Origin of the sequence: Allorhizobium borbori (genome assembly GCF_014196535.1) — a bacterium.
In the GTDB taxonomy this organism is placed as follows: Bacteria; Pseudomonadota; Alphaproteobacteria; order Rhizobiales; family Rhizobiaceae; genus Ectorhizobium; species Ectorhizobium borbori.
On the sequence record NZ_JACIDU010000031.1, the window covers coordinates 1 to 25,296 of the forward strand.

23 protein-coding genes and 3 pseudogenes are annotated in these 25,296 nt (G+C 57.6%); 9 read left to right on the forward strand and 17 right to left on the reverse strand.

The annotated features are described in order from the left end of the window. Window positions 1-253: 253 nt before the first annotated feature. The gene (locus GGQ66_RS21645) at window positions 254-1,240 is read right to left on the reverse strand and encodes an alpha/beta hydrolase family protein (RefSeq protein ID WP_183795603.1); all 987 of its coding nucleotides are present in this window, start codon (window positions 1,238-1,240) and stop codon (window positions 254-256) included. 12 nt (window positions 1,241-1,252) lie between these two features. Continuing rightward, entirely contained in the window at window positions 1,253-2,038 is a 786-nt protein-coding gene (locus GGQ66_RS21650) for an SDR family oxidoreductase (protein WP_183795605.1), read from the reverse strand. A 98-nt stretch (window positions 2,039-2,136) separates the two neighbouring features. On the opposite strand from GGQ66_RS21650, the gene GGQ66_RS21655 reads away from it, so the two are divergent. After that, window positions 2,137-3,039 (forward strand): AraC family transcriptional regulator, encoded by a 903-nt coding sequence (locus GGQ66_RS21655; RefSeq protein WP_183795607.1) that lies wholly within the window; start codon window positions 2,137-2,139, stop codon window positions 3,037-3,039. Between the two features lie 388 nt (window positions 3,040-3,427). Here the strand turns inward: GGQ66_RS21655 and GGQ66_RS21660 are convergent. From GGQ66_RS21660 to GGQ66_RS21700, 9 genes and pseudogenes are all read right to left on the reverse strand, one after another. Then, a pseudogene (locus GGQ66_RS21660) lies at window positions 3,428-3,722 on the reverse strand (type II toxin-antitoxin system RelE/ParE family toxin). Beyond that, complete coding sequence (locus GGQ66_RS21665; protein ID WP_183795609.1) at window positions 3,719-4,027, reverse strand: type II toxin-antitoxin system RelB/DinJ family antitoxin; 309 nt, start codon at window positions 4,025-4,027, stop codon at window positions 3,719-3,721. The pseudogene GGQ66_RS21660 and the gene GGQ66_RS21665 overlap by 4 nt, the downstream one beginning before the upstream one ends. A gap of 152 nt (window positions 4,028-4,179) precedes the next feature. Next, a complete protein-coding gene (locus tag GGQ66_RS21670; RefSeq protein WP_183795612.1) occupies window positions 4,180-4,998 on the reverse strand; it encodes a bifunctional allantoicase/(S)-ureidoglycine aminohydrolase in 819 nt (272 codons plus the stop codon). Further along, window positions 4,995-5,669 (reverse strand): flavin reductase family protein, encoded by a 675-nt coding sequence (locus GGQ66_RS21675; RefSeq protein WP_183795614.1) that lies wholly within the window; start codon window positions 5,667-5,669, stop codon window positions 4,995-4,997. Before GGQ66_RS21675 ends, GGQ66_RS21670 begins: the two co-directional genes overlap by 4 nt. Before the next feature lies 1 nt (window position 5,670). Continuing rightward, entirely contained in the window at window positions 5,671-7,095 is a 1,425-nt protein-coding gene (locus GGQ66_RS21680; RefSeq protein WP_183795617.1) for a M24 family metallopeptidase, read from the reverse strand. A 46-nt stretch (window positions 7,096-7,141) separates the two neighbouring features. After that, the gene (locus GGQ66_RS21685) at window positions 7,142-7,978 is read right to left on the reverse strand and encodes an ABC transporter permease (RefSeq protein WP_183795619.1); all 837 of its coding nucleotides are present in this window, start codon (window positions 7,976-7,978) and stop codon (window positions 7,142-7,144) included. Beyond that, the gene (locus GGQ66_RS21690) at window positions 7,971-8,798 is read right to left on the reverse strand and encodes an ABC transporter permease (protein ID WP_183795621.1); all 828 of its coding nucleotides are present in this window, start codon (window positions 8,796-8,798) and stop codon (window positions 7,971-7,973) included. Before GGQ66_RS21690 ends, GGQ66_RS21685 begins: the two co-directional genes overlap by 8 nt. A gap of 9 nt (window positions 8,799-8,807) precedes the next feature. Beyond that, on the reverse strand, window positions 8,808-9,848 hold the full coding sequence (locus tag GGQ66_RS21695) for an ABC transporter substrate-binding protein (protein ID WP_183795624.1): 1,041 nt from the start codon (window positions 9,846-9,848) through the stop codon (window positions 8,808-8,810). A 33-nt stretch (window positions 9,849-9,881) separates the two neighbouring features. Continuing rightward, the gene (locus GGQ66_RS21700) at window positions 9,882-11,000 is read right to left on the reverse strand and encodes an ABC transporter ATP-binding protein (protein WP_370686408.1); all 1,119 of its coding nucleotides are present in this window, start codon (window positions 10,998-11,000) and stop codon (window positions 9,882-9,884) included. Between the two features lie 626 nt (window positions 11,001-11,626). Between GGQ66_RS21700 and GGQ66_RS21705 the strand changes: the two genes are divergently transcribed. The 4 genes from GGQ66_RS21705 to GGQ66_RS21720 all read left to right on the forward strand — a co-directional run bounded on the left by GGQ66_RS21705 (window position 11,627) and on the right by GGQ66_RS21720 (window position 15,500). Further along, window positions 11,627-12,562, forward strand: coding sequence for an ABC transporter substrate-binding protein (locus tag GGQ66_RS21705; RefSeq protein ID WP_183795626.1), 936 nt, complete (start codon window positions 11,627-11,629; stop codon window positions 12,560-12,562). A gap of 4 nt (window positions 12,563-12,566) precedes the next feature. Next, window positions 12,567-13,421, forward strand: a complete 855-nt coding sequence (locus GGQ66_RS21710) for an amino acid ABC transporter permease (protein ID WP_183795628.1) — start codon at window positions 12,567-12,569, stop codon at window positions 13,419-13,421. Window positions 13,422-13,474: 53 nt separating this feature from the next. Further along, window positions 13,475-14,605, forward strand: a complete 1,131-nt coding sequence (locus GGQ66_RS21715) for a sugar phosphate isomerase/epimerase family protein (protein WP_183795631.1) — start codon at window positions 13,475-13,477, stop codon at window positions 14,603-14,605. A 154-nt stretch (window positions 14,606-14,759) separates the two neighbouring features. Further along, window positions 14,760-15,500 carry a GntR family transcriptional regulator gene (locus tag GGQ66_RS21720; RefSeq protein ID WP_183795633.1) on the forward strand — a complete coding sequence of 247 codons (741 nt, stop codon included), beginning with the start codon at window positions 14,760-14,762 and terminating at the stop codon, window positions 15,498-15,500. Between the two features lie 70 nt (window positions 15,501-15,570). Here the strand turns inward: GGQ66_RS21720 and GGQ66_RS21725 are convergent. Together GGQ66_RS21725 and GGQ66_RS21730 are read right to left on the reverse strand one after the other, a co-directional pair. Next, window positions 15,571-16,158, reverse strand: a pseudogene (locus GGQ66_RS21725) (Abi family protein); the annotation flags it as partial. A 464-nt stretch (window positions 16,159-16,622) separates the two neighbouring features. Beyond that, the gene (locus GGQ66_RS21730) at window positions 16,623-17,804 is read right to left on the reverse strand and encodes a Fic family protein (RefSeq protein WP_183795636.1); all 1,182 of its coding nucleotides are present in this window, start codon (window positions 17,802-17,804) and stop codon (window positions 16,623-16,625) included. 244 nt (window positions 17,805-18,048) lie between these two features. On the opposite strand from GGQ66_RS21730, the gene GGQ66_RS21735 reads away from it, so the two are divergent. The 3 genes from GGQ66_RS21735 to GGQ66_RS21745 all read left to right on the forward strand — a co-directional run bounded on the left by GGQ66_RS21735 (window position 18,049) and on the right by GGQ66_RS21745 (window position 21,259). Next, on the forward strand, window positions 18,049-20,412 hold the full coding sequence (locus GGQ66_RS21735; RefSeq protein WP_370686409.1) for a hypothetical protein: 2,364 nt from the start codon (window positions 18,049-18,051) through the stop codon (window positions 20,410-20,412). Between the two features lie 288 nt (window positions 20,413-20,700). Next, window positions 20,701-20,952: a type II toxin-antitoxin system ParD family antitoxin gene (locus GGQ66_RS21740; RefSeq protein WP_183795638.1), complete on the forward strand. Its 252-nt coding sequence runs from the start codon at window positions 20,701-20,703 to the stop codon at window positions 20,950-20,952. A 25-nt stretch (window positions 20,953-20,977) separates the two neighbouring features. Then, entirely contained in the window at window positions 20,978-21,259 is a 282-nt protein-coding gene (locus GGQ66_RS21745) for a type II toxin-antitoxin system RelE/ParE family toxin (protein WP_370686410.1), read from the forward strand. Between the two features lie 346 nt (window positions 21,260-21,605). Here GGQ66_RS21745 and GGQ66_RS21750 read toward each other — a convergent pair whose 3' ends face one another. From GGQ66_RS21750 to GGQ66_RS21760, 3 genes are all read right to left on the reverse strand, one after another. Then, complete coding sequence (locus GGQ66_RS21750; protein WP_183795640.1) at window positions 21,606-22,592, reverse strand: TerC family protein; 987 nt, start codon at window positions 22,590-22,592, stop codon at window positions 21,606-21,608. A 97-nt stretch (window positions 22,593-22,689) separates the two neighbouring features. Further along, entirely contained in the window at window positions 22,690-22,893 is a 204-nt protein-coding gene (locus GGQ66_RS21755; RefSeq protein WP_183795642.1) for a hypothetical protein, read from the reverse strand. A gap of 33 nt (window positions 22,894-22,926) precedes the next feature. Next, window positions 22,927-23,148, reverse strand: a complete 222-nt coding sequence (locus tag GGQ66_RS21760; protein WP_183795644.1) for a YdcH family protein — start codon at window positions 23,146-23,148, stop codon at window positions 22,927-22,929. Window positions 23,149-23,249: 101 nt separating this feature from the next. Between GGQ66_RS21760 and GGQ66_RS21765 the strand changes: the two genes are divergently transcribed. After that, entirely contained in the window at window positions 23,250-24,176 is a 927-nt protein-coding gene (locus GGQ66_RS21765; RefSeq protein WP_183795646.1) for a LysR substrate-binding domain-containing protein, read from the forward strand. Window positions 24,177-24,284: 108 nt separating this feature from the next. Here GGQ66_RS21765 and GGQ66_RS23185 read toward each other — a convergent pair. Further along, window positions 24,285-24,473: pseudogene (locus GGQ66_RS23185) on the reverse strand (IS6 family transposase); the annotation flags it as partial. Between the last annotated feature and the right edge of the window lie 823 nt (window positions 24,474-25,296).

A 25,296-nucleotide genomic window follows, 5' to 3' on the forward strand; every position in this document is an offset into this window, starting at 1 on the left:
ACAACCCCAAGCGTAAGCACGTCAGGAACGGGATGCTGTCACCCGTCGAGTTCGAACGGCAGCAGGAAATGTAACCCGAGGGCGTCCACAAAACTCGGGGCTATTCAATCATTGCGGATAGAGCGTGCAGTTCTGGGGCCTGCTGGACGAAGGACGAGACTTTGGCGTGCTTTCGAACTTCAAGATAGGTGTCCCGCCCGCCACGCGGTTGCCGCAAACTGCATTGGGCACCCAAACCAAGGTGCCCAATGATTTATAGTCCTTTTGGCTTCAACCGTGCAGATCTGCCCGGCGGTAAGGGCTGCTTCTCCGTGACCGTCGCAAGCAGGGCGGCTTCGCTTTCAAGTGCGAGGCACGCTCTCGGCCAAGCGCCTTCGTCCGCGCCGAGCGCGCTTTGAAGCCAGGCGAGCGTCAGACGCCGTGTCGCCTCGAGTACGTCTGGTGCTTCAGTCTCTGTTTCTTTTGCGTCGAGCGCCGCGATCCCGCCAAGTCCATGCCCGACTCCGTGCATCATCAGCATTGCAACGACACCAGGCGCGTCATGAAACGCATCCGCATGCCATTCAGGGCCGCGCGTCGTAAAGTGCGGATTGTCCATGTCACCGCAAACGACCAGACTGCGTTTTGAGAGCGTCGAGAAGTCTACATCGAAGAACGGAAACCGCGCAGCACTCTCAGGCGTCATGTCCTTGCCGCCGCGTCCCGGTGTTGTCAGGAGAACGCCCGCCGAGATACGGGGATCGGAAAAATCCTCGCCGTCCACCTGTGCTCCTAGTAGGAGCCCAACCGTGTGGCCGCCAAAGGAATGGCCCACCGCGCCGATGCGAGCATGATCCATCCGGCCCGCAACGGCCGGCGCTTGCCGCTCGATCTCCGGCAGTTGGTCCAGTATCGCCCTCATCTCCTCGACACGTTCGCGCCAGAAGAACGGCGCGCCGGATGAATTCGAAAGCAGGCCGCCAACACGCGAACTCGCATGGGTCGGCTGGATCACCACGAATCCCCTTTCCGCCCAGAATTGGACAAGAGGAGCGTATCCGTCCTTTGACGGGATATAGTTGGAAGGGCCGTAGCCATGCGACAGCAGCTGGATCGGCAAGTTACTTCCCATCGCGGGCGCGGTCAGACGCAGTTCCAGCGGCTGCCGACCCGGCATCGAAAGACGGATTGGCGTGTAGGCCACGGTGAGAGTGGCTTCAGGCGTCGGAATATACTTTGCGAGATTGATCAGATTGTTCATGGGTCTGGACCTTCAAAGATAGATTTCGGATTGTGATGTGCAGGCGAGCAAATGGCCCGCGTCGCGGAACGCGGTTTCTGCGTCCGCGCCAGCGGGGATCTTCATCGGTGCATCGATATTCGTCAGAGACCTCCAGACTGCCTCTGCGACCTCATCCGCCGTCGTAACCTCACTGTTGGACCGCATCTTCAACAGGTAGTCATGGACGTAGGCTTCGTACGGCCCTGGGATTTCCATGCCCATCCGCGAAACAGCATTCTTGCCGAAGCCGGTCGTCGGCGCCGAGCCAGGCAAGACAAGTTTGGCGTGAATGCCGAACAGCGCCGCTTCGAGCGCGAGGCTCTCCGTGAAGGCATTGAGCGCTGCCTTGCTGGCGCTGTAGACCGAGAGCGCGGGCAACGGCCTTATTGTGACCGCAGAGCTGACATTGATGATGACGCCTGAGCGACGGACCCGCATCTGCGGGAAAACAGCTTTGGTCATCGCCATCGCACCGAAGACATTGGTCTCGAACAGTTCGCGGATCTTCGACATCTCCGTGCCTTCAAGCACATTGAGCATACCGACGCCGGCATTGTTCACCAGAGCATCGATCGTGCCTGCGGCTTCGACTGCCCCAGCGATGCTGTCCGCGCTGGTGACATCGAGCGGCAGGATTTCGAGCCGGTCGTTCGACGGTAGAAGGTCGTTTCGCGGCGTGCGCATGGTCGCGACCACATCCCACCCGGCGTCCAAGAATTTCTGCGCGATGGCGAGGCCGAAACCGGACGAGCAACCGGTGATAAGGATCTTTGGCATGTTCCGTCTCCTGACTTTTAACTTGCCTGAAGATGGACCTGGCCACCCGGACTTGCTATATGCGTATGTCCAAGAGTGTTTAGCATGAGTCCGAAATCATGACCGACCCTGTCGCCGAAGTTGTTTCGCTACTCAAGCCAAGCCCGTCGATTTCAAAGCTGGTCACGGGCGGTGGCAAGTGGCTAGTCGAGCGGACGGAGATTGGAAGCCCCTTCTACTGCGCCGTGGTCGAGGGCCGTTGCCTGATGACGATCGCCGGTCGTGACCCAATGGTGCTCACTGCCGGTGACTTCGTCCTGGTCCCAAAGATCTTCTCATTCACGATGAGCAGCATGGAGCCGCCGCCACGCGGCGCCCTTGCGCAGCGTCTGGAGACCAGCCCCGGCATTTTTCGCTTGGGCGAACCGGAAGCGCCGGCGGAGATCAAGGCCTTGGTCGGGCACTGTGCTTTCGGCTCGGATGACAAGGCTCTTCTCGTATCGCTGCTCCCAGAAGTCATCCATGTTCACGGTGAAGAGCGATTGGTGACCCTGGTCCACATGATCAACGAGGAGACGCGAGCTGACCGCGTCGCGCGTGAGATGGTGCTTCACCGGTTGCTCGAAGTGTTGTTCATCGACGCGCTACGATCGGCCGCAAGTGCCAAGGTGCCGCCTGGCCTCCTGCGTGGTATGGCCGATCCGCTGCTGGCGCCGATCTTGCGCCGGATCCATGCAGATCCGGGTCGCAGCATGACGGTGGAAACGCTTGCCCAAGAGGCTACAATGTCTCGTTCGACCTTCTTCGATCGTTTCCGCAAGGAAGTTGGTGTCGCGCCGATGGAATACGCGACGGGATGGCGTATGGCGCTGGCGAAAGAGTTTCTTCGGGAGGATATGCCCATGGCCGAAATCGCCCAGCGCGTCGGTTATGGATCGACAAGCGCCTTCAGCGTCGCCTTCAATCGGCATGTGGGAATGCCGCCCGGCGCTTATTCGCGCGCAGCTACTGCGGCGGCTTAAACCGCCCGACCCTCACCGCCGACATATGCAGCCAGTTCTTCAGGTGTTCCCTTGGGAAAAGCCTGCTTCAGGCAATCCAGGAAGACAGAGGCCACCTGACGATCCGTGAGGTAAGTCAAGGGCGTAGGTCACGGCTGGTAGCATCTGAATACACCATGGGATTATAAACATTTCATTGAAAACAATAAGCATCCCGGACTGCCTGGGGCCGAGGATTGGCGGCATCACCCATCTATTCGTTCCAGTGCTTCTGCTGCGCGTAGGAAACCGTTTCAGACCTGGCTTCAGCGTGCACTTGGCCAGTCGAAATGAAGCCGCTTAAGGATGCGATCACCCCGATGACGGTCTTGATAGAAATCGAACCACCGGCTCCGCGCGAGTGAGCCGATTATCTTGGCGGCATATGTTCTGGCCATTCTTGCGCGCCATGAAGCACACGAAGTATTCGAACTGTCGTCTCCGTAATGGTATAAGCCGCGATGTAAGGCGTGCCATTGATGACGAGTTCCCGTGTCCCGGCAATTCTGCCCACGCGCCCACTGGCAGGAAAATCGAGTAGACGACGGGTAGCCACGACGATCCTCATCATCGATCAGAACGGCGGCCGCAGGATGATCCGCCTCGATGTACGTGAAGATTGCGTCGCGATCCGATAACGCAAATGCAGACCAAGTAAGTTTCACGATTTGGGCACACCAGCTCTAAGACGTGCTGCTGCTCGACGTTCGGAAAAATGCGCCTCAACTTCTTCGTCTGATAAATCCGGCCGAGTATCGTTCAATGCTTCGAGCACCTTGGTCCGAAACCAGGCGTCATGCGCTTCACTACCCGAAAGCAGCTCAAGGGGCAAAGCCCCCTCATTAGCAGTCCGGGTGAGCAGGATACGAACGGCATCAGATACCGTGAGGCCCATGCTTTCAAGCACGGCAGAAGCACGATCTCGAACTTCAGCATCAATACGTGTTTGGACGAGTGCGTTGGCCGCCATGGCTATCTCCAGATTTAACGGGACAGTAATGCAATTGAATGACGTTTTCTAGGCAAAATTTACGCCGCCATTAACCGCTTATGGCTCTTTTAAGCTCTTGATGGGAGTCGAACAGATGACAGGTAACGTTCAAGTTCTCTTCTTCACCGCGATCACAAATCGGGATGCCGATTAACATCCTTGTAAAGCAGGTAACGGAAGCGGCCGGGACCGCCCGCATAGCAGGCCTGCGGACAATAGGCGCGCAGCCACATGTAATCGCCGGCTTCGACCTCGACCCAGTCCTCGTTCAACCGATAGACGGCCTTGCCTTCCAGCACATAGAGACCATGCTCCATGATATGGGTTTCCATAAAGGGAATGATGGCGCCCGGCTCGAAGGTGACGATGTTGAGATGCATGTCGTAACGCACATCGGAGGGATCGAGGAAGCGGGTCGTCGCCCACTTGCCGTCGGTGTCCGGCATCGCATCCATCACGCATTCGTCTTCATGGGTGAAGACGGCGGGTGGAAATTCAAGACCCTCGACCACCTTGAATGCCTTGCGCACCCAGTGGAAACGGATCGGGGCTGTGCTGTCATTGCGGAAGGTCCACTTGCCGCCGGCCGGGATATAGGCAAACGAGCCCGCGCGCAGAGGATGGTCCTTGCCGTCATAGGTGATGGTGCCCTCGCCTTCTACGACGAAGATCGCGGCCGAGGCGCGCGCGTCGGGCTCCGGCCTGACGCTGCCGCCGCCGGGCTTCACTTCCATGATATATTGCGCAAAGGTCTCGGCAAAGCCGCTCAAGGGGCGCGAAATGATCCAGGCACGGGTCGCATCCCAATGCGGCAAGACGCTGGTGACGATATCGCTCATCACGGTACGAGGGATCACCGCATAGGACGTCTTGAACACGGCCTTGCTGGACAGGGTCTGCGTCTGCGGCGGAAGGCCGCCGACATTAGAAAAATAGCGGCTGTTGGTCACTCGGCCGCCGCCTTCTCACCGGCCTTGCGGCTTTCCCATTCCTGAGGCGTCATGGTCTTGATGTCGAACTGATCGCGGGTGCGGGCATAGGTGTGGCCGCCCATGCGGCCGACCGCGTCCATCATCTGCTGGTCGATATGAAGATTATCGAGATTGACGGCATCGCCGCGAACATAAAGGCCGACCACTTCACCAAGAATGATTTCGCGCGCGGGGCCGACCTGCAATGTCGTGTGGCGGCGGCATTCAAGGGCTGCAGGTGCGGCGAGAATGCGGGGGCTGCGCACCATCTGGCCGGGCGCGGTGGCAAGCCCCGCCTCCTCCATCTCGTCGACCTCCGGGCCGAACTTGATGGCGCAGACCTCCATCTGATCGACCAAAGCATTGTCGCAGATATGGACGGTGAACTCGCCCGTCTCGCGGATATTGCGGGCGGTGTCCTTAAAGCGCATGTCGGAATAGTTTTCGACGCCGATGGCGACGATAGCCGGATCATGGGTCAGTACGTTGAAGAAGCTGAAGGGGCCGGCATTAGGCCGACCGTCCTTGCTGACCGTCGTCACCAGCGCGATCGGGCGCGGAATGACGGTGCCGATCAGAAGCTTGTAGCGTGCGCGCTCATCGAGCTTGGCGAAATCGAAATGGGCGTGGCCCTCTTTAATGTCGGTCATGTCAGGCCTCGGCAGCAACACGGTGGGTTTCAAGGGGGGTGTGGCGGCTCAGGTTTTCGAAGCCGTCCTTGGTGACGACATACATGTCGCCGACATTACAGCCGGCCGAAAGCGGTTCCAGCCACTGCGTATGCAACACGAACACCATCCCCTCCTCCATCCGGTCATAATTGTGCGACGAAATGTTGAAGCTGTTCTGGCCGCCGGCCATGCCGACCGAGTGGCCGAGATTTGGGTTATGTGGCCCATGCGTCGCCGGATAGACATGCATGAGCTTGCGGCCCTGCGCTTCCCAGTCGATGTTCCTGACATACTGACGCGGGATGAGCCGTGCGCTGCCATCATCCATCGGCGCCCAGTTGTAGGGCATGGTGCGCGCTTCCGGCGACGTGAGCATGCCGCGCTCGATCATCGGCTCGAAGGCGGCATTGTTGACGTCGCGCATCAGCGCACCCGGGCGGATCAGCTTTTCGGCACGCTTGACGCCCTCGGTGCAGGCAGCAAGCACCTCTTCCTGCCGCTTGGTGATTTCGCCGACGGCGATCATGCGCGCCGTCTGGGCGGTGTACCCGCGATAGGTGATGTTGGAGACATAGAGATTGATCAGGTCGCCCGGGCGCACGATGTGACCATAGGGCTTGCCGCAATGGGTGCCGTATTCGTTGATACCGATCTGGTAGCCGTCGCCGGTCTCGCCGCCATAGGCAAGCTGCGCCTGGGTGAAGGCCGCATACATTTCGTGGTCGGTGACGCCCGGCTTCGCGACATGATAGGCCGCCTGAGTAGCGATGCTGATGAGCTGCGCAGCGGCGCGGAACAGCTCGATCTCGCGCGGCGAACGCACCTTCTGCATCCGGTCGAGAATGGCATTGTCGGCGACGAACTTCGCCTTCGGCATCAGCTCGTCGAGCGCCGCCCAGAAGGTCAGGCCGGCCTTGTCACCGATGCGGCCGATCTGAGCTTTCGAAAGCCCGAGCGAAGCCAGAATTTCGGCGCATTTTTCCGCCGTCTTGACAACGCTGTCGCCCGGACGGTCGGCGTATTCACGACCGATCGGGCCGATCTGCCAGATATCCTCGACGATGACAGGCTCGCCACCCGGCGGCAGAAGAACCGACTGGGTGAAGAAGGAAAGAAGCGTCAGCGGCTTGTCACTGTCGGTCGGAATGATCAGAACGCCTTCGCGCATCCAGTCGCAGATGTAGCGCAGATAGTGGTTGGAGGTATGGAACCAGCCGGCGCCGCCGGTATGGACGATCAGCGCGTCATGTCCGGCCTCGGCCGCCTGACGGCGAATGCGACGCAGCCGATCCTCAAACTCCTCGACGGGCAGCGGTAGCGGGGCGGAAAAGTCAAAGTCCGGTTCGAAATCGGCCAGCAGCCTACCCATGCGGTGAGCACCTGCTTTCGATGCACGAATGTTCATTTTGTTATTCCTTCCTTCATGGGAAAATTGGGAGAGATCGGCCTTGTCATGCCTGTTTCGACGGCGCCAGAACGCGCCGGGCGACCAGCATGACCACGAGCGTCAGGCCGATGAGGACGCCTGACATCGAGGCGACGCGAACATCGAGCGATTCTTCGATCAGCGCGAACATTCTCAAGGGAAGAACCGTAGTCTGCGCATCGGCGAGGAACAGCGACACCGAAACATTGTCGAGCGACTGGATGAACACCAGAAACGCACCCGCCAGAATGCCCGGGACCAGCAATGGCAAGGTGACGCGCCGGAGCGTAGTGAACCAGTGCGCACCCATGACGGTAGAGGCTTCGGCAAGTGACGGGTTTATGCCCTGGGCGACAACGGAGGCCGCGCGGTACATCAGGGGACCGAACACGACGACGTGGCCGGTGACGGTCAGCCAGAGCGACGGCTGAAACCCGACGAAGTTCGCGACGATCAGCGCCGCGAGGCCATAGACGAGGCTTGGAAGAACCAGTGGTGCAAGCAATAGCGGTTCGATGGAACTCACGGCACCCTTTTTCATCCGCGCCATGCCGATGGTAGCGGGGACCGCAAAGAGCAGTGAGCCCAACACCGCAAGACCGGCAATCTTCAGGGAGTTGAATGCCGCAATATGCTCGGTTCCCGAACGCAGCGGATCGAGAAGCGCCTCGTACCATCGCAGCGAAAAGCCTTCCGGCGGGTATTTCAGCGTCTGGCCAGAGGTGAACGACATGGTGATCGCGATCACGATCGGCGCCACCAGATAGAGAAGGCTGAAGCCCCCGAAGCCGAAGACGAACGCCTTGTAAAGGACGGCAGGAGCCGGGTTTTCCCGGATTGGCTTTGCGCTGGATTCATGCATGGCCGACGAGCCTCCGGTGGCGGGAAATCATGGTCATGGCGACAAGCAGAACGCCGGTCGAAAGCAGGAGTACGACGGCAATCGCCGATGCCATGGGCCAGTCGAACAGCGTACCGACTTCGCGGTAGATCAGTTGCGGCACATAGACATTACGCGCGCCACCGATGACGGCCTGCGTGACGAAGGATGCGCTGGTGCTGGCGAAGACAAGAATCCAGCCGGCGAGCAGGCCTGGCAGCATCATGGGCAGGAGAACAGTGACCAGGATGCGCCAAGGACCCGCACCGGAGACCTGGGCGGCCTCGGCAAACTGGACAGGCGTTCGCGACAGGATCGCAATGAGAGGCAGAATGATCAGCGGCAGGTCGATCTGGCACATGGCGAGAACAAGACCTAGTTCGGTCGACATCAGCGTGAATGGGCTATCCGCAAGACCGAGTGAGACGAATGTCTGACTGATAGGACCCTGCCGTCCAAGAATAACGATCCAGGCGAAGGTACGCACCACATTGCTGGTCAGCATCGGGATGAGCGTCATGAAGATGATGATCTGGCGCACGGTCTTGCCGCTATGCCAGTAGAAAAGCGCAATTGGCACGCCGAGTAGGGTCGTGGTCACAATCGTCTGGACACCGAGCTTGGCAGTGTTCATCAGGACGCGATAATTGAACGCATCGCCAAGGAAGCGTCCATATTTGTTGAGGGTCAGTCCTTCAGGGCCGATGAAGCTGAACCCGATGAGAGTGGCGAGCGGCGTCGCAAAGAACGCCACCGACAAGAGAAGCATCGGGATCACGTATGGGAAGCCGCTCGCCTTCATCTTATGACCTCAACCGGCGACGAGTGCGTCGAACTTGCGGATCCATTCCGCACGGTTCTTGTTGATGGCGGCCCAGTCCGGATAGACCATGTTGGCAAGCTGATCGCGCTTGACGAAGGCTTCGATGCTCGGCGTAAGCGAAACGTCCTTGTTGGTAGGGAACATTTCGGTCGGCGGCATCTTCAGCTTGTCCTGCGCGGCCATCGAGATCGCCGCGTCCATATAGGCATAGGCGGCTTCTACGTTCTTCGAGCCCTTGGTCAGGTGGATGTTGACGGGGGCTGCCGGCGAACCGGTTTCCGGCTGGACGAACTCGGCCTTGAGACCAAGGCTCTTGAGACGCGCGACATTGCCCGTCGAGCACATGAACACCGCGATTTCGCCCTGCTGGAACAGTGTCATCTGGGCATTGGTACTGGCGACCACGCCCTTGAGCTGTTCCGGATTATCCTTGAACAGCTTGAAGACGGCGTCCATGTCGGTGGCACTGGAACCGAAGATCTTGGCGATCTGGCTATAGGCCATCACACCGGTGTTGGAGCCGAAGCCGGTCCAGGACACCTTGCCCTTGTAGGCCGGGTTTTCGAACAGGTCGCGATAGCCCTTCGGCGCGGGAACGAGGTCTGGGTTGTAGGCGATGCCGTTCACTTCGATGGTGACCGTCGGGCCGTACTCGCCCTGGAAAGCCGGATCCAGCATGCCCCAGTTCTTGAGTTTCGAAGGATCGATCTTCTGGATCAGATCGTTCTCGATGGCGACGGCCATCTGACCCGGCGACATCAGCAGGGTGTCGTAGGCGGGATTGTCCTTGCTGGCCATCACCTTGGCAAGCTGGTCCTGCGCCAGCGCCGGGGCCACCGTCAGGTCATAGCCGGCTTCCTTGACGAGCGGCGTCAGGACGGAGCGGTAGCCATCTTCCCAGTTGCCGGGAAAGGTGGCTGCCACGACGGAACCGCCGGCAGCGCGAGCGGAAAAGGGCATCGTGGCTGCTGCAGCCGCGCCGGCGGCGAGCAGACCGAAATGGCGGCGGGTCATGTTGAATTCGTTCATTACGTTCACCTCTGTTGATTGTTGATTACGGTTTCAGGATTGCTGCGAGACTTCCGGCTCAACCGGAAAGACGTGGCACCGAGCGGTATCGATCTCGGCGAAAAGCTGGGTTCCCGTGTCGGGAATGAAGGTCGACGGTCCGCGTACCTCGGATGCGCGAAGGTTCGTTCCATCAGCAAGTACGAGGTCGTGGACGAGGGTCGGCCCGAGCGGAACGGAAACGGTGAGACGGGCGCCAAGCCGGTTTTCACCGGGTTCGCTTGACAGGCGGACCTCCTCCGGCCGGAACGTGATCGTTACCTGTGAACCGATGGTAAAGCTCAACCGACGCGGCAGGTTGAGCGTCGCGCCATCGGCAAGGGCAATGACCGTGGCCTCGGCCCCAAGCTGCGAGATCGTGCCCCGAAGGACATTGGCCTGTCCGATAAACGTGTTGACGAACAACGTCTTCGGACGGTCGTAGACGGCCATCGGCGTATCGATCTGCTCGACATGCCCCTTGTTCATCAACACCAGTCGGCTGGCGAGGCTCTGCGCCTCTTCCTGATCGTGAGTGACGATCAGGGTCGTGATGCCCAGCGTCTTCTGAAGATGGAGAAGCTCGACTTGCAGATCGAAGCGCAGTGCGCGGTCCAGCGCACCGAAAGGCTCGTCGAGCAGGAGAAGCGAGGGACGACCGGCAATGGCGCGGGCAACCGCAACACGCTGCTGCTGGCCGCCGGAAAGTTCGCGCGGCAAACGGTTGCCATAGCCCTTCAACTGGACCAGCGAGAGCATTTCCTCGACGCGGGCGCGGCGTTGTTCGCGCGGCACCTGCTGGCAGGCAAGAGGATAGGCAATGTTCTCTGCCACGGTCAGATGCGGAAACAGCGCATAGTTCTGGAACACCATGCCGATGCCGCGGGACCGTGCGGAAACATGGGCGAGATCCTGACCGCCCAGATGAATGCCACCGCTCTTGGGCTGTATCAGCCCGGCAATGGCGCGCAGCACGGTCGATTTGCCGCAACCGCTCGGGCCGAGCAGCGCGACAATTTCGCCGGCATTGATCTCGAACGAAATGTCGTCGATCGCGTTCTGACCGCCATAGCTGTGGGTAAGGCCGTTGACACTGAGCTGCTTTCCTTCAATCGCATTCGTAATGTGAGACATGAAAACTTCCCCATGACGCGCCGGACGAACAGTGAGTGAAACACCCTCCCGCGCCACCGGGAGACGCCGTCCTTCAAGAAATCTGGTGTCGATCTTGTTCATGTCGATGGAATTGCAAGCGCCGTGCCAACTCACGAATTTCGCCCATTTAATGGAAATAAATATCTGTAATTTAAAAGATATTTTTGATTTAAAATGTTTCGCATATTAATAATCATATACTGTTCGTTTTTAAATTCGAAAAAATGTGCATAAAAATCGCGTGAAAAGTTTATTAAATGAGCAGAGAACCTGAGCGAAACAGGTTGAAACAACGGCAGGCTCACCGAATTCCGCACCGGAAGCATGCGAAACGGTGTGGATTTTAGGTATATTTTCCCAATAATCGCCCCCACGCTCCACCGCAAGCGTGAGATTACATAAACCTCGACGTGCAGATGATTTTTTACGCATTTTATATTCGTATTTTTATGCGAAACTTTGTTCGAATTCATAAAAATCAGAAATTCAATTTATTTAATAGAGCAAAAACAGTTACTTAATAAAAACAAAGATAAACTGGCACGACGATTGCATCGTAATCCTCGAAAATTCAAACACACAAAGCGCAACGAAAAGGGGATTACATGAACAGCATCTGCAACATTCTAAAGGGTGGGATTGCCACTACCGTCGCCGCACTTCTCGCGCTTTCCGCCCATGCCGCAGAGGGGCCAGCACAGAAGATGGTTCCCGAGGCCGAACTCGCTAAGCTCCCGGGCGTTGTGTTCGCCCAGGAGCTCGCCGACAGCCTTCCGGCTACTATCAAGGAAAAAAAGGTTCTGAAGGTCGCGACCGACCTGACGCCACCGATCAGCTTTCAGGATGAAGGCGGAAAACTGATCGGCATCGATGCTGACATCGCCTCCGCGCTCGGCGTCATTCTCGGCGTCGATGTTCAGATGACCAATGTCGGTGCCGGCGCCGCTATCGTTCCGGCAGTTCTGTCCAAGCGTTTCGACATGACCCTTTCCGGCATCAATGACGATGTGGAACTGGAGAAGCAGGTCGATGTGATCGACTATATGTATGACGCGACCACGATCATGACGATCAAGGGCAACCCGCTCGGCATTGCCAGCATGGCCGACCTTTGCGGCAAGAAGGTTGCGGTTCCGGTCGGCACCTTCCAGAATCGACTAGTCGAAGCCGCATCGGCAAAATGCACGACGGCTCCCATCCAGATCATGTCGATCCCGAAAATGCCCGACGTGCTGCAGGCAGTGCGCACCGGCCGCGCCGATGCAACTGTCAACGGCTATGCCACCAGCGTCTACACGACCGAAAACCAGACCGGAAAGGGCGTCGGCCTGCAGGCGCTGCCGGAAGTTCGCCTGGCCGTCGGCTATCTCGGCATGCTCGTTTCCAAGGACAACCCCCAACTGCGTGATACGGTCGTCGCTTCGCTGCAGCACATGGTCGACAGCGGCGCTTATGAAGCGATCATGAAGAAGTGGGGCCTCGGCCCCCTTGCCGTTAAGACGGTGAAGTTCAACGACGCCGCCAGCATGCCTGTGGAGTGAGCTCATGGCTGTCTCCGCCCAATCCCTCACCATGACAATGCCCCCTCCGGCCGGCAAGACGGTCCGGTTCGGTCAACTCGCAACTGGTACCAGCGCGATCATCGCGCTGGCTCTCATGCTCGTGGTCATTGGGCGGAATCAAAGCGTTCAGTGGAGCGAGATCCCGCGCTACATGATCGATCCCCTCATTCTCGATGGTGTCGTCCTTACGCTTGAACTGACTGCAGGCGCCATGATCGCAGGCATCCTCATCGGCTGCCTCGTGGCCATCATGGCCACCAGCCAGAATGTCGTCCTGAAAGCGATCGCTGTCGCTTTCGTCTGGTGGTACCGGGGCGTGCCGCTCATCGTCCAGATCTTCTTCTGGTTCAACATCGCGCTCTTCATCCCGGAAGTCGGCATCGGGTCGTGGTCCATCTCGGTCAACGACCTCGTGACGCCCGCCGTCGCCGGTTTCCTGGCACTCGGCCTGCATGAAGCGGCCAATATGAGCGAAATCATCCGCAGCGGCCTGACCGCCGTGGACAGAGGCCAGCGGGAAGCTGCCTCATCCCTCGGCCTGCGCCCGATGCAAACCCTGCGAACCGTCGTTCTGCCGCAGGCGATCCGGCTGATCGTGCCGCCGACGGGCAATCAAGCCATCGGCATGCTGAAGGCGAGCGCCATCGTCTCCGTCATCGGCATGCAGGATCTGCTGACGCAGGCGCAGACGATCTATGCCCGCAACTTCCTCGTCATCGAACTCCTGTGCGTGGCTTCCCTCTGGTACCTCGGCATCACAACGGTCGCTTCGATCGGCCAGCATTACCTCGAAAAGCATCTCGCTCCCAAAGGCCGGTCCGCCGGCTCGAGAAAATAAGTCAGGGATCGCCGCAGCAGCGCATCCCGACAGGAAACCCCAAGGAGAAAACCATGAGACTGGGCATAGACACACAGAAGCTACCGGAATTCCTGAAGCGCGGCCCATTGGCGAGCCTCGACCACGTGAAGGAACTCGATCTTGATGGCCTGTTCTTCCCAACGGTGCTGGATATGAACCCGACGCTGGATGCAGGCGCCTTGCGCGACATCCGCGCCAAGGCCGATGAACTCGGCCTTTACCTCGAAAGCGGCGTCGGCAAGATCAACCCATATTGCAGCGCCGAGGCCCCAGAGTTTCGCTCGATCGGCGGCGGCGACATCATCCTCGGCTTCACTCGCATGATCGAGGCAAACGTCGCAATCGGCTGCCGCGAACTCTGGGTTTCTCCGGGCAACTTCAAATCCGAATATCCCGGCCGGCTCGCCAATGACCGCTTCCGTACCGATGTGACCTGGGACGAACAGTTGCTCGCCATCGAAAAGGTACTGCTGAAGCTCGCTCCCGTGGCACGCGCAAACGGCGTTCACCTCAACATGGAAACCCATGACGAAATCACCTCCTTCGAGATCCTTCGGCTGATCGAAAAGGTCGGCGAAGACTGCATGGGCGTGGTATTCGACACCGCGAACGGCCTCCAACGGGCCGAGCACCCGGTCTTTGCCGCCAAGCGCGTTGCCCCCTACGTCCGCCAGACCCATGTCAAGGACGCCTATGTCGGCCGAGCGCCCGGCGGGTTCGATTTCCAGACCCGCCCCGTCGGCGGTGGCATCGTCGATTTCGACACCATTATCCCGATCCTCGCCAAGGCCAATCCTGATCTCAACCTGTCGCTGGAAGTCGCTGCCTCGGTCGCGGACAAGCCGCGCAAGGCTAATCCCCGCCAGTGCATCCAGCTCGAAGACCCGATCTGGCGCGCAGGACACCCCGATCTCACCGGGGAAGAACAGGATGCCTACATCGCCCTGGTCGATGCCTACGAGAAGCGGGTAAAATCCGGCGAGGTGCCGAACTGGGAAGCCTATGAGGCAACCCAGTATGGTTATCCGACCTACGAACACCAGACGTACGGCTACGATCAGGCTGTGGCCTTCATCAGAAACTCGGCCCGGCATGTCAGAACCATTTGCGCGGAACACGGCATCTTACTTTCGCCGAACCTCGCCAATCAACAGGCCGCCTGAATTGACGAACGTCATCCGTCGGCATCGATGAGCGCCGGCGGATGGCGAAAAACTTCGGGATGGGGTCGAATTTCATCAGAATGCGCATATACGCACGAATATTCTTATGAAAATAATCAGATCGACCATCGCCTGATTTTATCTGGAGCATGACATGAAGAAGACGCGCCGTCAGGGCACCGCCAAGGCAAACGGTCAGGCGGACACGGCAGAGCATAACAACGACGACGTGTCGGAACGCATCCGCACGACACTTGCCGCCGCGATCGGCGAAGGCGCGCTGAAGCCGGGCACCAAGATCCTGGAAGACGCGATCGCCGACCATTTCGGTGTCAGCCGGACCGTCGTCCGTGGCGCGCTCGGCGTCCTCGAAAGCGATCATCTTCTGGAGCGCAAGAAGAACCGTGGCACCTTCGTAGCGGAACCGGGCATCGAGGAAGCCAAGGCCCTTTTCGAGTCGCGCCGGAAACTCGAGCACGTCATCCTCGAACTCGTCATGGATCGCGCTACGTTTGAGCAGCTTGGGGCACTCGAGGCGTTGACGCTCGAGGAAGAGCAGATCCATCACCACGGCGATGAGAAGTCCAAGACGGTGCTCTCCGGCAAGTTTCATGTCGTGCTGGCTGAGCTCGGCGGCAATGCGGTCATGACCGAAATGCTTTCCAAGATCGTTGCCCGCCTCTCGCTCGTGATGGCACTGTATGAGGAAGAAAAGCAGGATGACTGCGGTGCCGATCACCATCGCCAGATCGTCAGCGCACTCAAGGCAAAGGATCTGTCAAAGGCACAGCACCTGATGGATCACCATCTCGCTGATATCGAGGGCCGCGTACGCCTGACGGAAGGTCAGGGAGACAGGCATACGTTCATGGCAGTGCTGGAAAACTTCTCCTGATTAGACGTTCTTGAATGGGAATCGAACCTGAGACCCGTTATTTCCCCTGTACGCCGTCGAGTTGAAGGATTTAGAAACCAGCTTCGGCCAACTGCATTTCGGGGTACTTCAGTATTATTTTTCGCACCGTGGCAGTGATGCCTGAGGGTAAACCCCGTTTAGCGAGCATGTAGTCGAGGCATTCAAGGATCACTTTAAGCTTGTTTGGCGCCGCCGTTGGTACGCTGGCGCTACGCAAACGACTTGGTTGCTTCTGGAAGCTTCGGTTAAAGAGCCTATCATGGTGGGCGCAGATATTGCGCAAATCCACTAGGGCTTCGACCCAGTTGGTAAAAACTTGATCAGAGCCAACACCGAACTGAGTCGCAATATGCGTTTTGATCGAGCCTTCGAGGCATTGGAAAATTCGCGAAGACGAACCGAAGGTTAGAAACTCCTTCATTGTCCAGATCGGCGGCAGGGCCGGAGTACTGTAGGTTTCGCCGTAGTGCTTCGCTCTACGGTCCTTGGATGTCGCGTACACCTTGACGAATGTCTGAAGTGCACTCAGATTAGCGCTTGCATCCTTGAACGCACCCGGATGATGATAGGGATGACTGCCGAACGCCGTGCTCAGTGTCTCTGACATGCTGTTGCGCAACAGCAGTTCAAATTGCCCTACGGCAAGAAAGCACGCGTCTCACAGCGCAGCGTCACATTCATACAGCCTAATGATGTCGTGATAGGTGGTGCCGGTTATAAATGGCTTGCCCGCGATATTCGTCTGCCGACGGCTCAGAAACTATATTCGAAGGCGTTCATATCCTATAGCCTCAATTTTCCGAGCCGCAACATTGGGGCGGCTGACTATGAGCCCTTTCGCCCTCAAATGGGCAATCCGCTGCGCCGCCATCGCGTGCGCCTTCACGTAAGGAATGAGTGCCATAACGAAGAAGGGCCGCCCTTTTGCACTTCCCGAAGGAATCGTGTGGCAGCCCGTGACGCTCCCCATATAACTTCTCTCGACCGAAATTTCAAGCGACTGATCAAAGCCGCGCCCAACCGGAAAACACTCTCACAAATTGCATACTGATTCGCTACCTTCACGCCTTGATGAAGGTCGAACCTTTGGCCACCTATTTGTCATAAACTGAGAGGCAAGGGATCGGTGCCTTCGCTCAGAATTGCGAGATATCGCTGATAGCTGAACACACGGCCGCGTTTGCGGCCGGTAATCTCATCAACGATGCCCAAACGCTCCAGATCAGCAAGTGCGGCATTAACCGTTGGCGCGGAAAGACCCGTGATCTGAACAATCTGGTTCGCTGTGTGAAAAGGATTCTGCTGGAAAAGTTCGTGAATACGAAGGGCCGACCCTGCTCTATCGCTCTCCACCGTTATCCGTTCTCGATCTTCCTTGAAAAGATCAACGATCTGGGTCGCAGCCTCAAACGCTTGATTGGCAGTGTCTGCGACACCGGCCAGGAAAAAATCCAGCCAGGCTTCCCAGTTTCCATGCTCACGGACCTCCTGCAACAACCGAAAATATTCTCTCCGATGGGACTTGAGATAGAGGCTGAGGTAGAGCAGCGGCTTTCGCAAAACCCCGTTCATGCAAAGATATAGGGTTACCAGCAGACGGCCGATACGACCATTGCCATCGAGAAACGGATGGATCGTTTCAAACTGCACATGCAGCAAGCCAGCTTTGATAAGCGCCGGCAACCGCGATTGGTCGTCATGCATGAAGCGCTCGAACGCGTCCAGGCAACCGGCCATTTCAGTGACGGGTGGTGGGACAAAGAGTGCGTTACCGGGCCGCGTCCCACCAATCCAATTTTGCGAGCGGCGGAATTCTCCTGGATCCTTGGTGCCTCCTCGTCCACTCTGCAGGAGCCTGGCGTGCATCTCACGGATCAGACGCAACGACATGGGAAGCGTTTCCAGTCGCTCCAAACCATACATCATGGCGTCAACGTAGTTGGATACCTCACGAATATCGTCAACCGGTTGGCCCGCTTGAGCTTCCGTCTCAAACCGCAAGAGATCAGAAAGAGTGGACTGTGTGCCTTCGATTTGCGAGGAAAGAACAGCTTCCTTTCTCACATACATATAAAGAAACAGCTCCTGTCGCGGCAGCAGCATTGTGATACCGTCCAGACGCCCTAGCGCGCGCTCGGCCAGGCTGAGACGTTCCAGCAATGAAAGCACATCAATCACCGGCTCGGGCGGCAGTGGTGGGGGCACGAATGCCCGCACTGTTTCACTGGCGGCGATCGTTTCGACGAAACGACCCATGCGATTTTTGCAAACGGAATCAGACATAACCCATTATCAGTGCCAGCCACTATTTAAACAAGGCACCTTTAGTTTAATTAAGCGGCAGACTTAGATAAGCGAACTTAATTAACTGCGCGGGCGTCGAACTCCCGAACCCTGATGCAGAGATTTATCTAAACGCATGAACCCGAGGATCAGGCAGTCTTGAAAGTGCAAGTCCGATACATCCTTTCTTAAAGCTAGCCTCATATTCCCGCTCGCCCTCAGCATTGGTGCCGAGAGAAACGGAATGAGTATGCGCAAACAAGACATTTCATCACGACATTTTCAGCGAAAGATATCCGAATTCTGCAAGCTGCGTATCGCGCCGAAAACCTCCAAGCGGGTACTGGAGAACATCAGGCCCTATCTGGTCAGTTTGATCACCCAGCGAAAATCGCCCCCGCTCCCGAATGGTCGTATCGACTGGTCCACGATCGGACAGGCCTGTGGAATAGAAACTGAGTTGACCGCAGAATTGAAAAGGCAGCTCCGGCCGGGCTTGGACGCAATCATCCGATGGCTCGGCGCAGCACCAGCGACCGAAGAGAGATGGACACCAAAGCCAACAGTCCGCCCAGACAAGATTGCGCCCATCAGAAAGGCAGCCTCCTCCCCCTCGACCGGACAGCCTAAACGCGCGGCGGCAGACGGTACCTTTGCCCGCTCTGCGTCGTCATCGCGCGGGCCTGCACCGAAACCAATCAGTCCCTTCCCAGAACCACTGTTCGAAGCGAAAGAAGATCCGGCAAGTTTTCAGGATGCTTTGGCCTATCATATGCGCCGCTTCGGCGACACCTACTGGCAACTCTACCGCGCCGTTGTGCAACTAAATGAGACTTTCGACAGCAAGACGCTGCTGTCGTGGATCCAAGGCGAGCGTGTTCCAAGATCTGTCGCAAGTTTCGAAATTCTCCGACGCATTGAGCGACGCTACCGCCTTTCAGAGGGATATTTCAAAGAGAAGGTGCCGCATCAGGCGCGCTCGCTTTATAGTCATGATCTCGGCGACATCAGCCCGGCTGAGCGGCGCAGGATGTCATTGCATTTACCGGATGATTTCAGCAGCTTGCCCTTTGCCAAGCGCGAAGAGATAGTTGATTGGGTACGCCGGGTGATCATTTCCGGCGCGACGGAATACCGCCGGTATCAGGCAGCGGCCGTCAAGCAGCGTTATGCCATCCGCTTTCCCGGAGTGACATATGGCGGAAGTCCTCTATCCCCCAGATCCTTAGCATCCGCGGTCGGCGAAAATCAGAAGGCGGTGCCAGAGTTTGATGATCCTGATCTCCTCTCCGGTGTTGTCGACGCGCCACCGAGACTTGCCATGGAAATGGCTGACCTCATTCGTTTCAAAACCTCCACACTGACTGCGATTGGTTTCCAACGGAACGGCGTCTGGGGTGAGGAAACGGCCTCTCAGAAGATCGAACATCTTGGCTTGATGTTCGGCGCGCTGGTCGCCTCACCAAACGGTGCTGTAAAAGGCTGCGGCGTGCCAGTCAGCCAGTTGAGCTTCGGCCTTCTCGTTTTCCCCGGCGTCTGGGATTGGTATCTTCAATGGCGCGAACAGCGGCGTGGCTTTTATACCAAATGGGAAGAAGATATGCTGATGGTAGCGCAGGCTCTTACTCGCGCCGATGTCGGCTGGATCCGGCAGCATCCGGAACTGCTCAAGAGCGTCAGACCTATCGACGGCTTGATTGAGCGCGAAGAGATCGAGTTTGCGGCCCGCGACTGGCATGGTGCGTGCGATGCGTTTCATCGGCATGCCGCCAACCGATCCAAGGAAATCCAGCGCGTCATGCGCGTCCATCGCGATCCATTCGAACCGATCATGTGTGTACTTGAAGCGGACAGTCCGCTGGCGGAGTATCGCAAGATCACCGACGAAATCCTGCAACGCATGCCGGATGAAAGCCGATATCCGCGGTCGGCGGCCGAAGCCGTACGCTCATTCCTGCTTCTCCGTCTTGGACTGCATCTCGGTCTTCGACAGAAGAACCTACGCCAACTTCGTGTCTGTCCACGCGGGCATTACCCGACATCGGAACGCCGGCTTGAGGACATGAAATGCGGCGAGTTGCGTTGGAGCGATCGCGACCATGGGTGGGAAGTCCTAATCCCATCAGTCGCATTCAAGAACTCTGGCTCATCCTTCTTCGGGCAGAAGCCGTTTCGACTGATCCTGCCGGACCTGCTCGACCTCTACAAATATCTCGATGCATATATCGATCGTCATCGAGGTGTACTGCTGGATGGTGCAAAAGATCCCGGTACACTGTTCGTCAAAACGGTGAAGACGATCAGCGTCGATGCGGCTTATAACTCCACCACCTTCTACGAAGCCTGGCGGACCGTCATACAACGATACGGCATCTACAATCCTTACACCGGGCGAGGTGCGATCAAGGGACTGCTGCCGCATGGCCCCCATAACCTGCGGGACATTCTTGCGACGCATATCCTGAAGCAGACCGGATCCTATGAGCAGGCGAACTACGCCATTCAGGACACGCCCGATGTCGTGCAACAGCACTACGGTCGCTTCCTGCCGCAAGACAAGGCGGCTCTCGCTGCCAAAATCCTCAATCAGGTTTGGGAAGCCGCATAACCTAGAATGGATGCTCGGCTCGGATGCGCAAACCTTATTGCGTCTGGGCCGAGCGTTCTTGTTTAGACCTTGATGAGATCAGAACTTTCGACCCGGTAGTTTCTGACTGTCTCAGCGTACGGCTTCATAGGGGACAGTTGGCCTGCGCAACCGGCTAACGATTGCTCCCCCGGAGAGGGTTCCGCTTTAAACGCCACCAGCACACTTCCGCTCGAATGTGATTCTCCAGCAAAAATATTGCAAAAGTATTGCATCATGATATAAGTGCGGAAATGAGGGAGACAGGATATGGCAAGAGCAAAGACATTTTCTTTGGGCGATAACTACGACGGCATCCTATCCGATCTAGTGAAGAATGGTCGATTTGGCACGGAAACCGAAGCTGTTCGTGCCGGCATCCGCATGCTGGCAGATTATGAAATCAAGATGCGCTCCCTGCGCAACGATATTCAGGCGGCAGATGCGGAGATCGAAGCAGGTCTTGGCAAGCGCTATATCAATGGCACAGACTTGTTCAACGATGTGATGAACGAAGGCTAAAACGATTAGCACGAAAGAACTGATCATTGCCCCGCTTGCTCTCGCCGATCTGCGGGGGATCAGGCGCTATATCGCCGAGAGCAGTCCGCACTATGCCAGGGAGTTTCTGGCCGATCTAACCGCGAAAATATCTTGGATTGTAGAGGTGGATTTCACAGGATCGCCCCGCGACCATATCTCTGCGGGTCTGCGGGCTCTGCCTTATCGGCAGCGATGCATCTACTACCGATCTTATCCGGAAAAGATTGTTATTCTTCGCGTAATGCATGGGGCGAGAGACATCAAGCCTCAGGATTTCGAATTCTAAATCAAGGGAATTTTCACGGATGATGCCGTGAAGTGTTGAGTTTCAGCAAGTTTTAAGCCACTTTTCCATCTCGCACTGAGCCATCTATGACTATTCAAGATGCTGACGGGCCGAGGTTTTTCTCGGTAGGGGCGGATCGCTTGGAAACGCAAAAGCGAACCAGATCCAGACGAAAACCAACAGATGGAGATTGACGGCCCGCACAAGGCTGTTGCGGTTTAGCTCTGCCTTTGTCGGCTTTCTCAGATCCGCGCCTTTAATTCAGTCCAGCATGAACAGGGTCCGTGTCGCAAACAGGCCCGACCACCGGAACGGGGAGAGACGCTCCGGTGGTCGGGTTCAGTCATTACGCCACGCGTTCTATTTCCGTCCGCGACTTCACGAGGCTCCACACCACACCCGTTGCGATGATAGCGAAGGTCAGGCCGAGCGAGAGCGCCGCGGGGAACTTTTCCAGTCCGAGAAGGTCGGCGACGAAGACCTTGGAGCCGATGAAGATCAGCACGATGGCAAGCGCCGGCTTCAGATAGCGGAAGCGGTGGATCATGGCGGCAAGCGCGAAGTAGAGGGCGCGCAAGCCGAGGATCGCGAAGATGTTCGAGGTGTAGACGATGAACGGGTCGGTGGTGATGGCAAAGATGGCCGGCACCGAGTCCACGGCGAAGATCACGTCCGCCACTTCCACCAGAACCAGCGCCATGAAGAGCGGCGTGATGAAAAGGGTCATCTTGCCGGTGTCTGGATGGGCCTTCCTGATGAAGAACTTCTCGCCATAGTGCTCGTCAGTCACGTTGAGGCGGCGGCGCATGAAGCGGATCAGCGGATTGTTGGCCAAATCCGGTTCCGCATCCTTCATCACGAGCATCTTGATGCCGGTGACGATGAGGAAGGCCGCGAAGATATAGAGCAACCAGGAAAACTGGGCGACAAGGGTGGCGCCGACGCCGATCATGATCGCGCGCAGTACGATGACGCCGAGGATGCCCCAGAACAGAACGCGGTGCTGATAAAGGCGGGGAACGGCGAAGAAGGAGAAAATGAGGGCGATGACGAAGACGTTGTCGAGGGCAAGCGTCTTTTCAACGACGAAACCGGTGACATAGTTCATGGCCGGTTCGGGACCGAGCTGCCACCACACCAATCCGCCAAAGGCAAGACCGAGCGAGATATAAAGGCTCGACAAGAGGAGGCTCTCCTTGACCTCGATCTCGCGGTTGTCCCGATGCAGGACGCCGAGGTCGAAGGTCAGGAGAGCAATGACGATGCCGAGAAAGCCAAGCCACATCCAGGCGGGCTTTCCGAGCCATTCAACAAAGAGAAAAGTCAGTTCCATGGGGCATATCCCTCCGCCGGAGCGATGTTCCTATGTCCGACATCACGAAAGAACCGGCGTCTTTCGTCAGAGGGGCCCGGACCGTCAGTGGGTGAGGTCAGTGTGAAATCATCGGGGTGCGGGCAGCGCGCTCCTGCTTCAGGCGGCGGCGAAGCCTCACCATATCCTGGGCAAGCCGGGTCAGCAGCGCGTAGTCGCGTTCGCCGCGGCCAAGCGCGTCATCCAGGCGATGGCGCATGGCCTTGTAGTGTTCCAGCAGCTTGGTGATGGGCTTGGCCCTGTATCGCTGACTGGTCTGCATGATCATGTTTCCTTCTTGCTTGTGGGTGACGGTTCAGGTGATGGGAACGGTCTTGCGCCGCACGACCGGGATGAGGCTCGTTCCGGCATGGCGGTTCTGCCGCTCGATGAAGTTTATCTGTTCGCGAAACCGGAGTTTCAGCTTCTTGAGGGCCTGAAGCCTGAGACTGTCCGGCACCGGACGGGATTGTTCTTCATCGATCCGCGACTGCACATGGGCCTTGCGGGCGAGAAGCGACTTGAGAAACTGGTCCATTTGATGGGCTCCTTTCGTTGACAGGAGAAAGAATGGGGTCAAAGCATCGATAGTTCCAATTCATTGTTGAAATCGATGCGATAGATAAACATAATCGCTCCATGTCCTATCGCCCGACCCTTCGCCAACTCGAATATATTCTTGCGCTGGATGAGCTGCGCCATTTCGGCAAGGCTGCGAGACGCTGCAACGTCTCCCAGCCAACGCTCTCGGTTCAGGTGGGGCTGGTGGAGAAATCGCTCGGCGTCACGCTTTTCGAGCGTACCTCAACCAGCGTAATCTCGACACCACTCGGCATTGAGATGGCGCGGGGCGCCCGGCTGACGCTCGCAACGGTCGATGACCTTATCGACAGCGTGGTGAGCAACACGAAGAACCTCGGCGGGCAGGTTCGCCTCGGCACCGCGCCGACCTTCGGCCCCTATTTTCTGCCGCGCTTCCTGCCCGGCCTGCACCGGAAGTTTCCGAGCCTCAAGGTTTACATTCGCGAAGACCGGCCAAGTGCCGTCGAGGTGGCAGTCGCGGATGGCGTTCTCGATTGCGGACTTGGGCCGGCCCCGGAGCGGTCCGGCCTTGCGTTTCGCAGCATCGGCAACGAAAAGCTCTTTCTCGGCGTGCCCGCCGACCATAGGCTGGCTGCTAAGGACACGGTCCGCACGGGCGATCTCAAGGGCGAAAAGCTGCTGGCGCTTGGAAGCGGCCACCGGCTTCTGGAAAATGTTCGCCATCTCGCCGATGTCGCCCGTGCCGTCATTGTCGATGACTATGAAGGCACCAGTCTCGATTCCATCCGGCAGATGGTTTCGATCGGTATGGGATGTTCGTTGTTTCCCGAACTCTACGCGCGGGCAGAATTTCGCGCCGAGGATGACGTGAAGCTGCTGACGTTTCTGGACTGGGAGGAGCGCCGCGAAGTCGGCTTCTACTGGCGGGAAAACAGCAGCCGCGCGCCGCACTATCAGGCGCTGGTTGAAGAGGCCTTACCCATCTCCAGCGAAGCGGGAATTCATGCCCAGCATGGAACATGACCCCCAAAGCACCCGCAACAGTATACTCTTTAACGGGCTCTGTTCAAATATTCCGGATGGCTGTGAAGAGGCTCTCCTACGCTTCAGCCATGCGGGTTTGGCATCGAAATTCTGCTGGAGGATTGCGACAATCTCGGTGAGCGTGCTTGGCCCAATACCGAAAACACGTTCCAAGATGCGGGCCTCTCCGCGGATGTCGCCGGCCAAGTTGAAGATCGCGGCCCGGCCCTTGCGTAGAGCACGCATGAGCTCAAAACCCCTGATCGTCGCATAGGCGGTTTTCAAGGTTTTGCCCCCCGAACTGGTGTTGGTTTTCGTCTGGATCTGGTCCGCATCCCCCGGGGGCAGAAAACTTGCTGAAACTCAACAAATGCGATCCTGAAGCTGTCGGTAGGGGCGGATCACTTGGAAACGCAAAAGCGAACCAGATCCAGACGAAAACCAACATCTCTGGTTCAAGGGGCGACCGTTTTATCCTGTCTCAGCTTTGGCGCAGGCAAGGATCAGTGAAGTCAATCTCGCTGCGAGAGAGTACAACAAAGATGATGAAGACAACCTGGATCTCATCGTCCGGATGCCGAAATCGGAAGGAGGACACTATTTTGAGATCATACTGCGCTCGAATGAAGGGGCTGCTTATGGCGGTTGGGCATGGGGAGACGAGCTCCGTTACCTCGACCGTTTCGTAAACGGCTATCGTGTTATTGCGACGTCCATAGAAGGTCGCACCATAACATTCGAATATTCCACTCGTTGGCATCGTTATTGCCCGACGTCCGACCTCCCGGTCAGCAAATCCGTGTTTCAAATCGAACGGGAAGCACGAGAGATAAGGAACCGATTGAACACCAGGCTTGCGGGATCGGCATGCTTGCAGGGATGGACCGCCACTTAACACTTATGGTCTTTACCCATCATGTCGAGGTTGCGGACGCATCAGGGTAAGGGCAACTCGGCTGTTCTTGTGGCCGGTGGTGGCGTGCGGAAAAGATAGGACAAGGGGCAAAGGTGGATCAGGCCCTTACCTGTTGATTGCCACTGAGAACTGACCCGGCGTTGCCTGATATTTCCATTGAGAATTGACCCATGTTCCAACTTTCCCTCGCATGTTTTCAGCGGG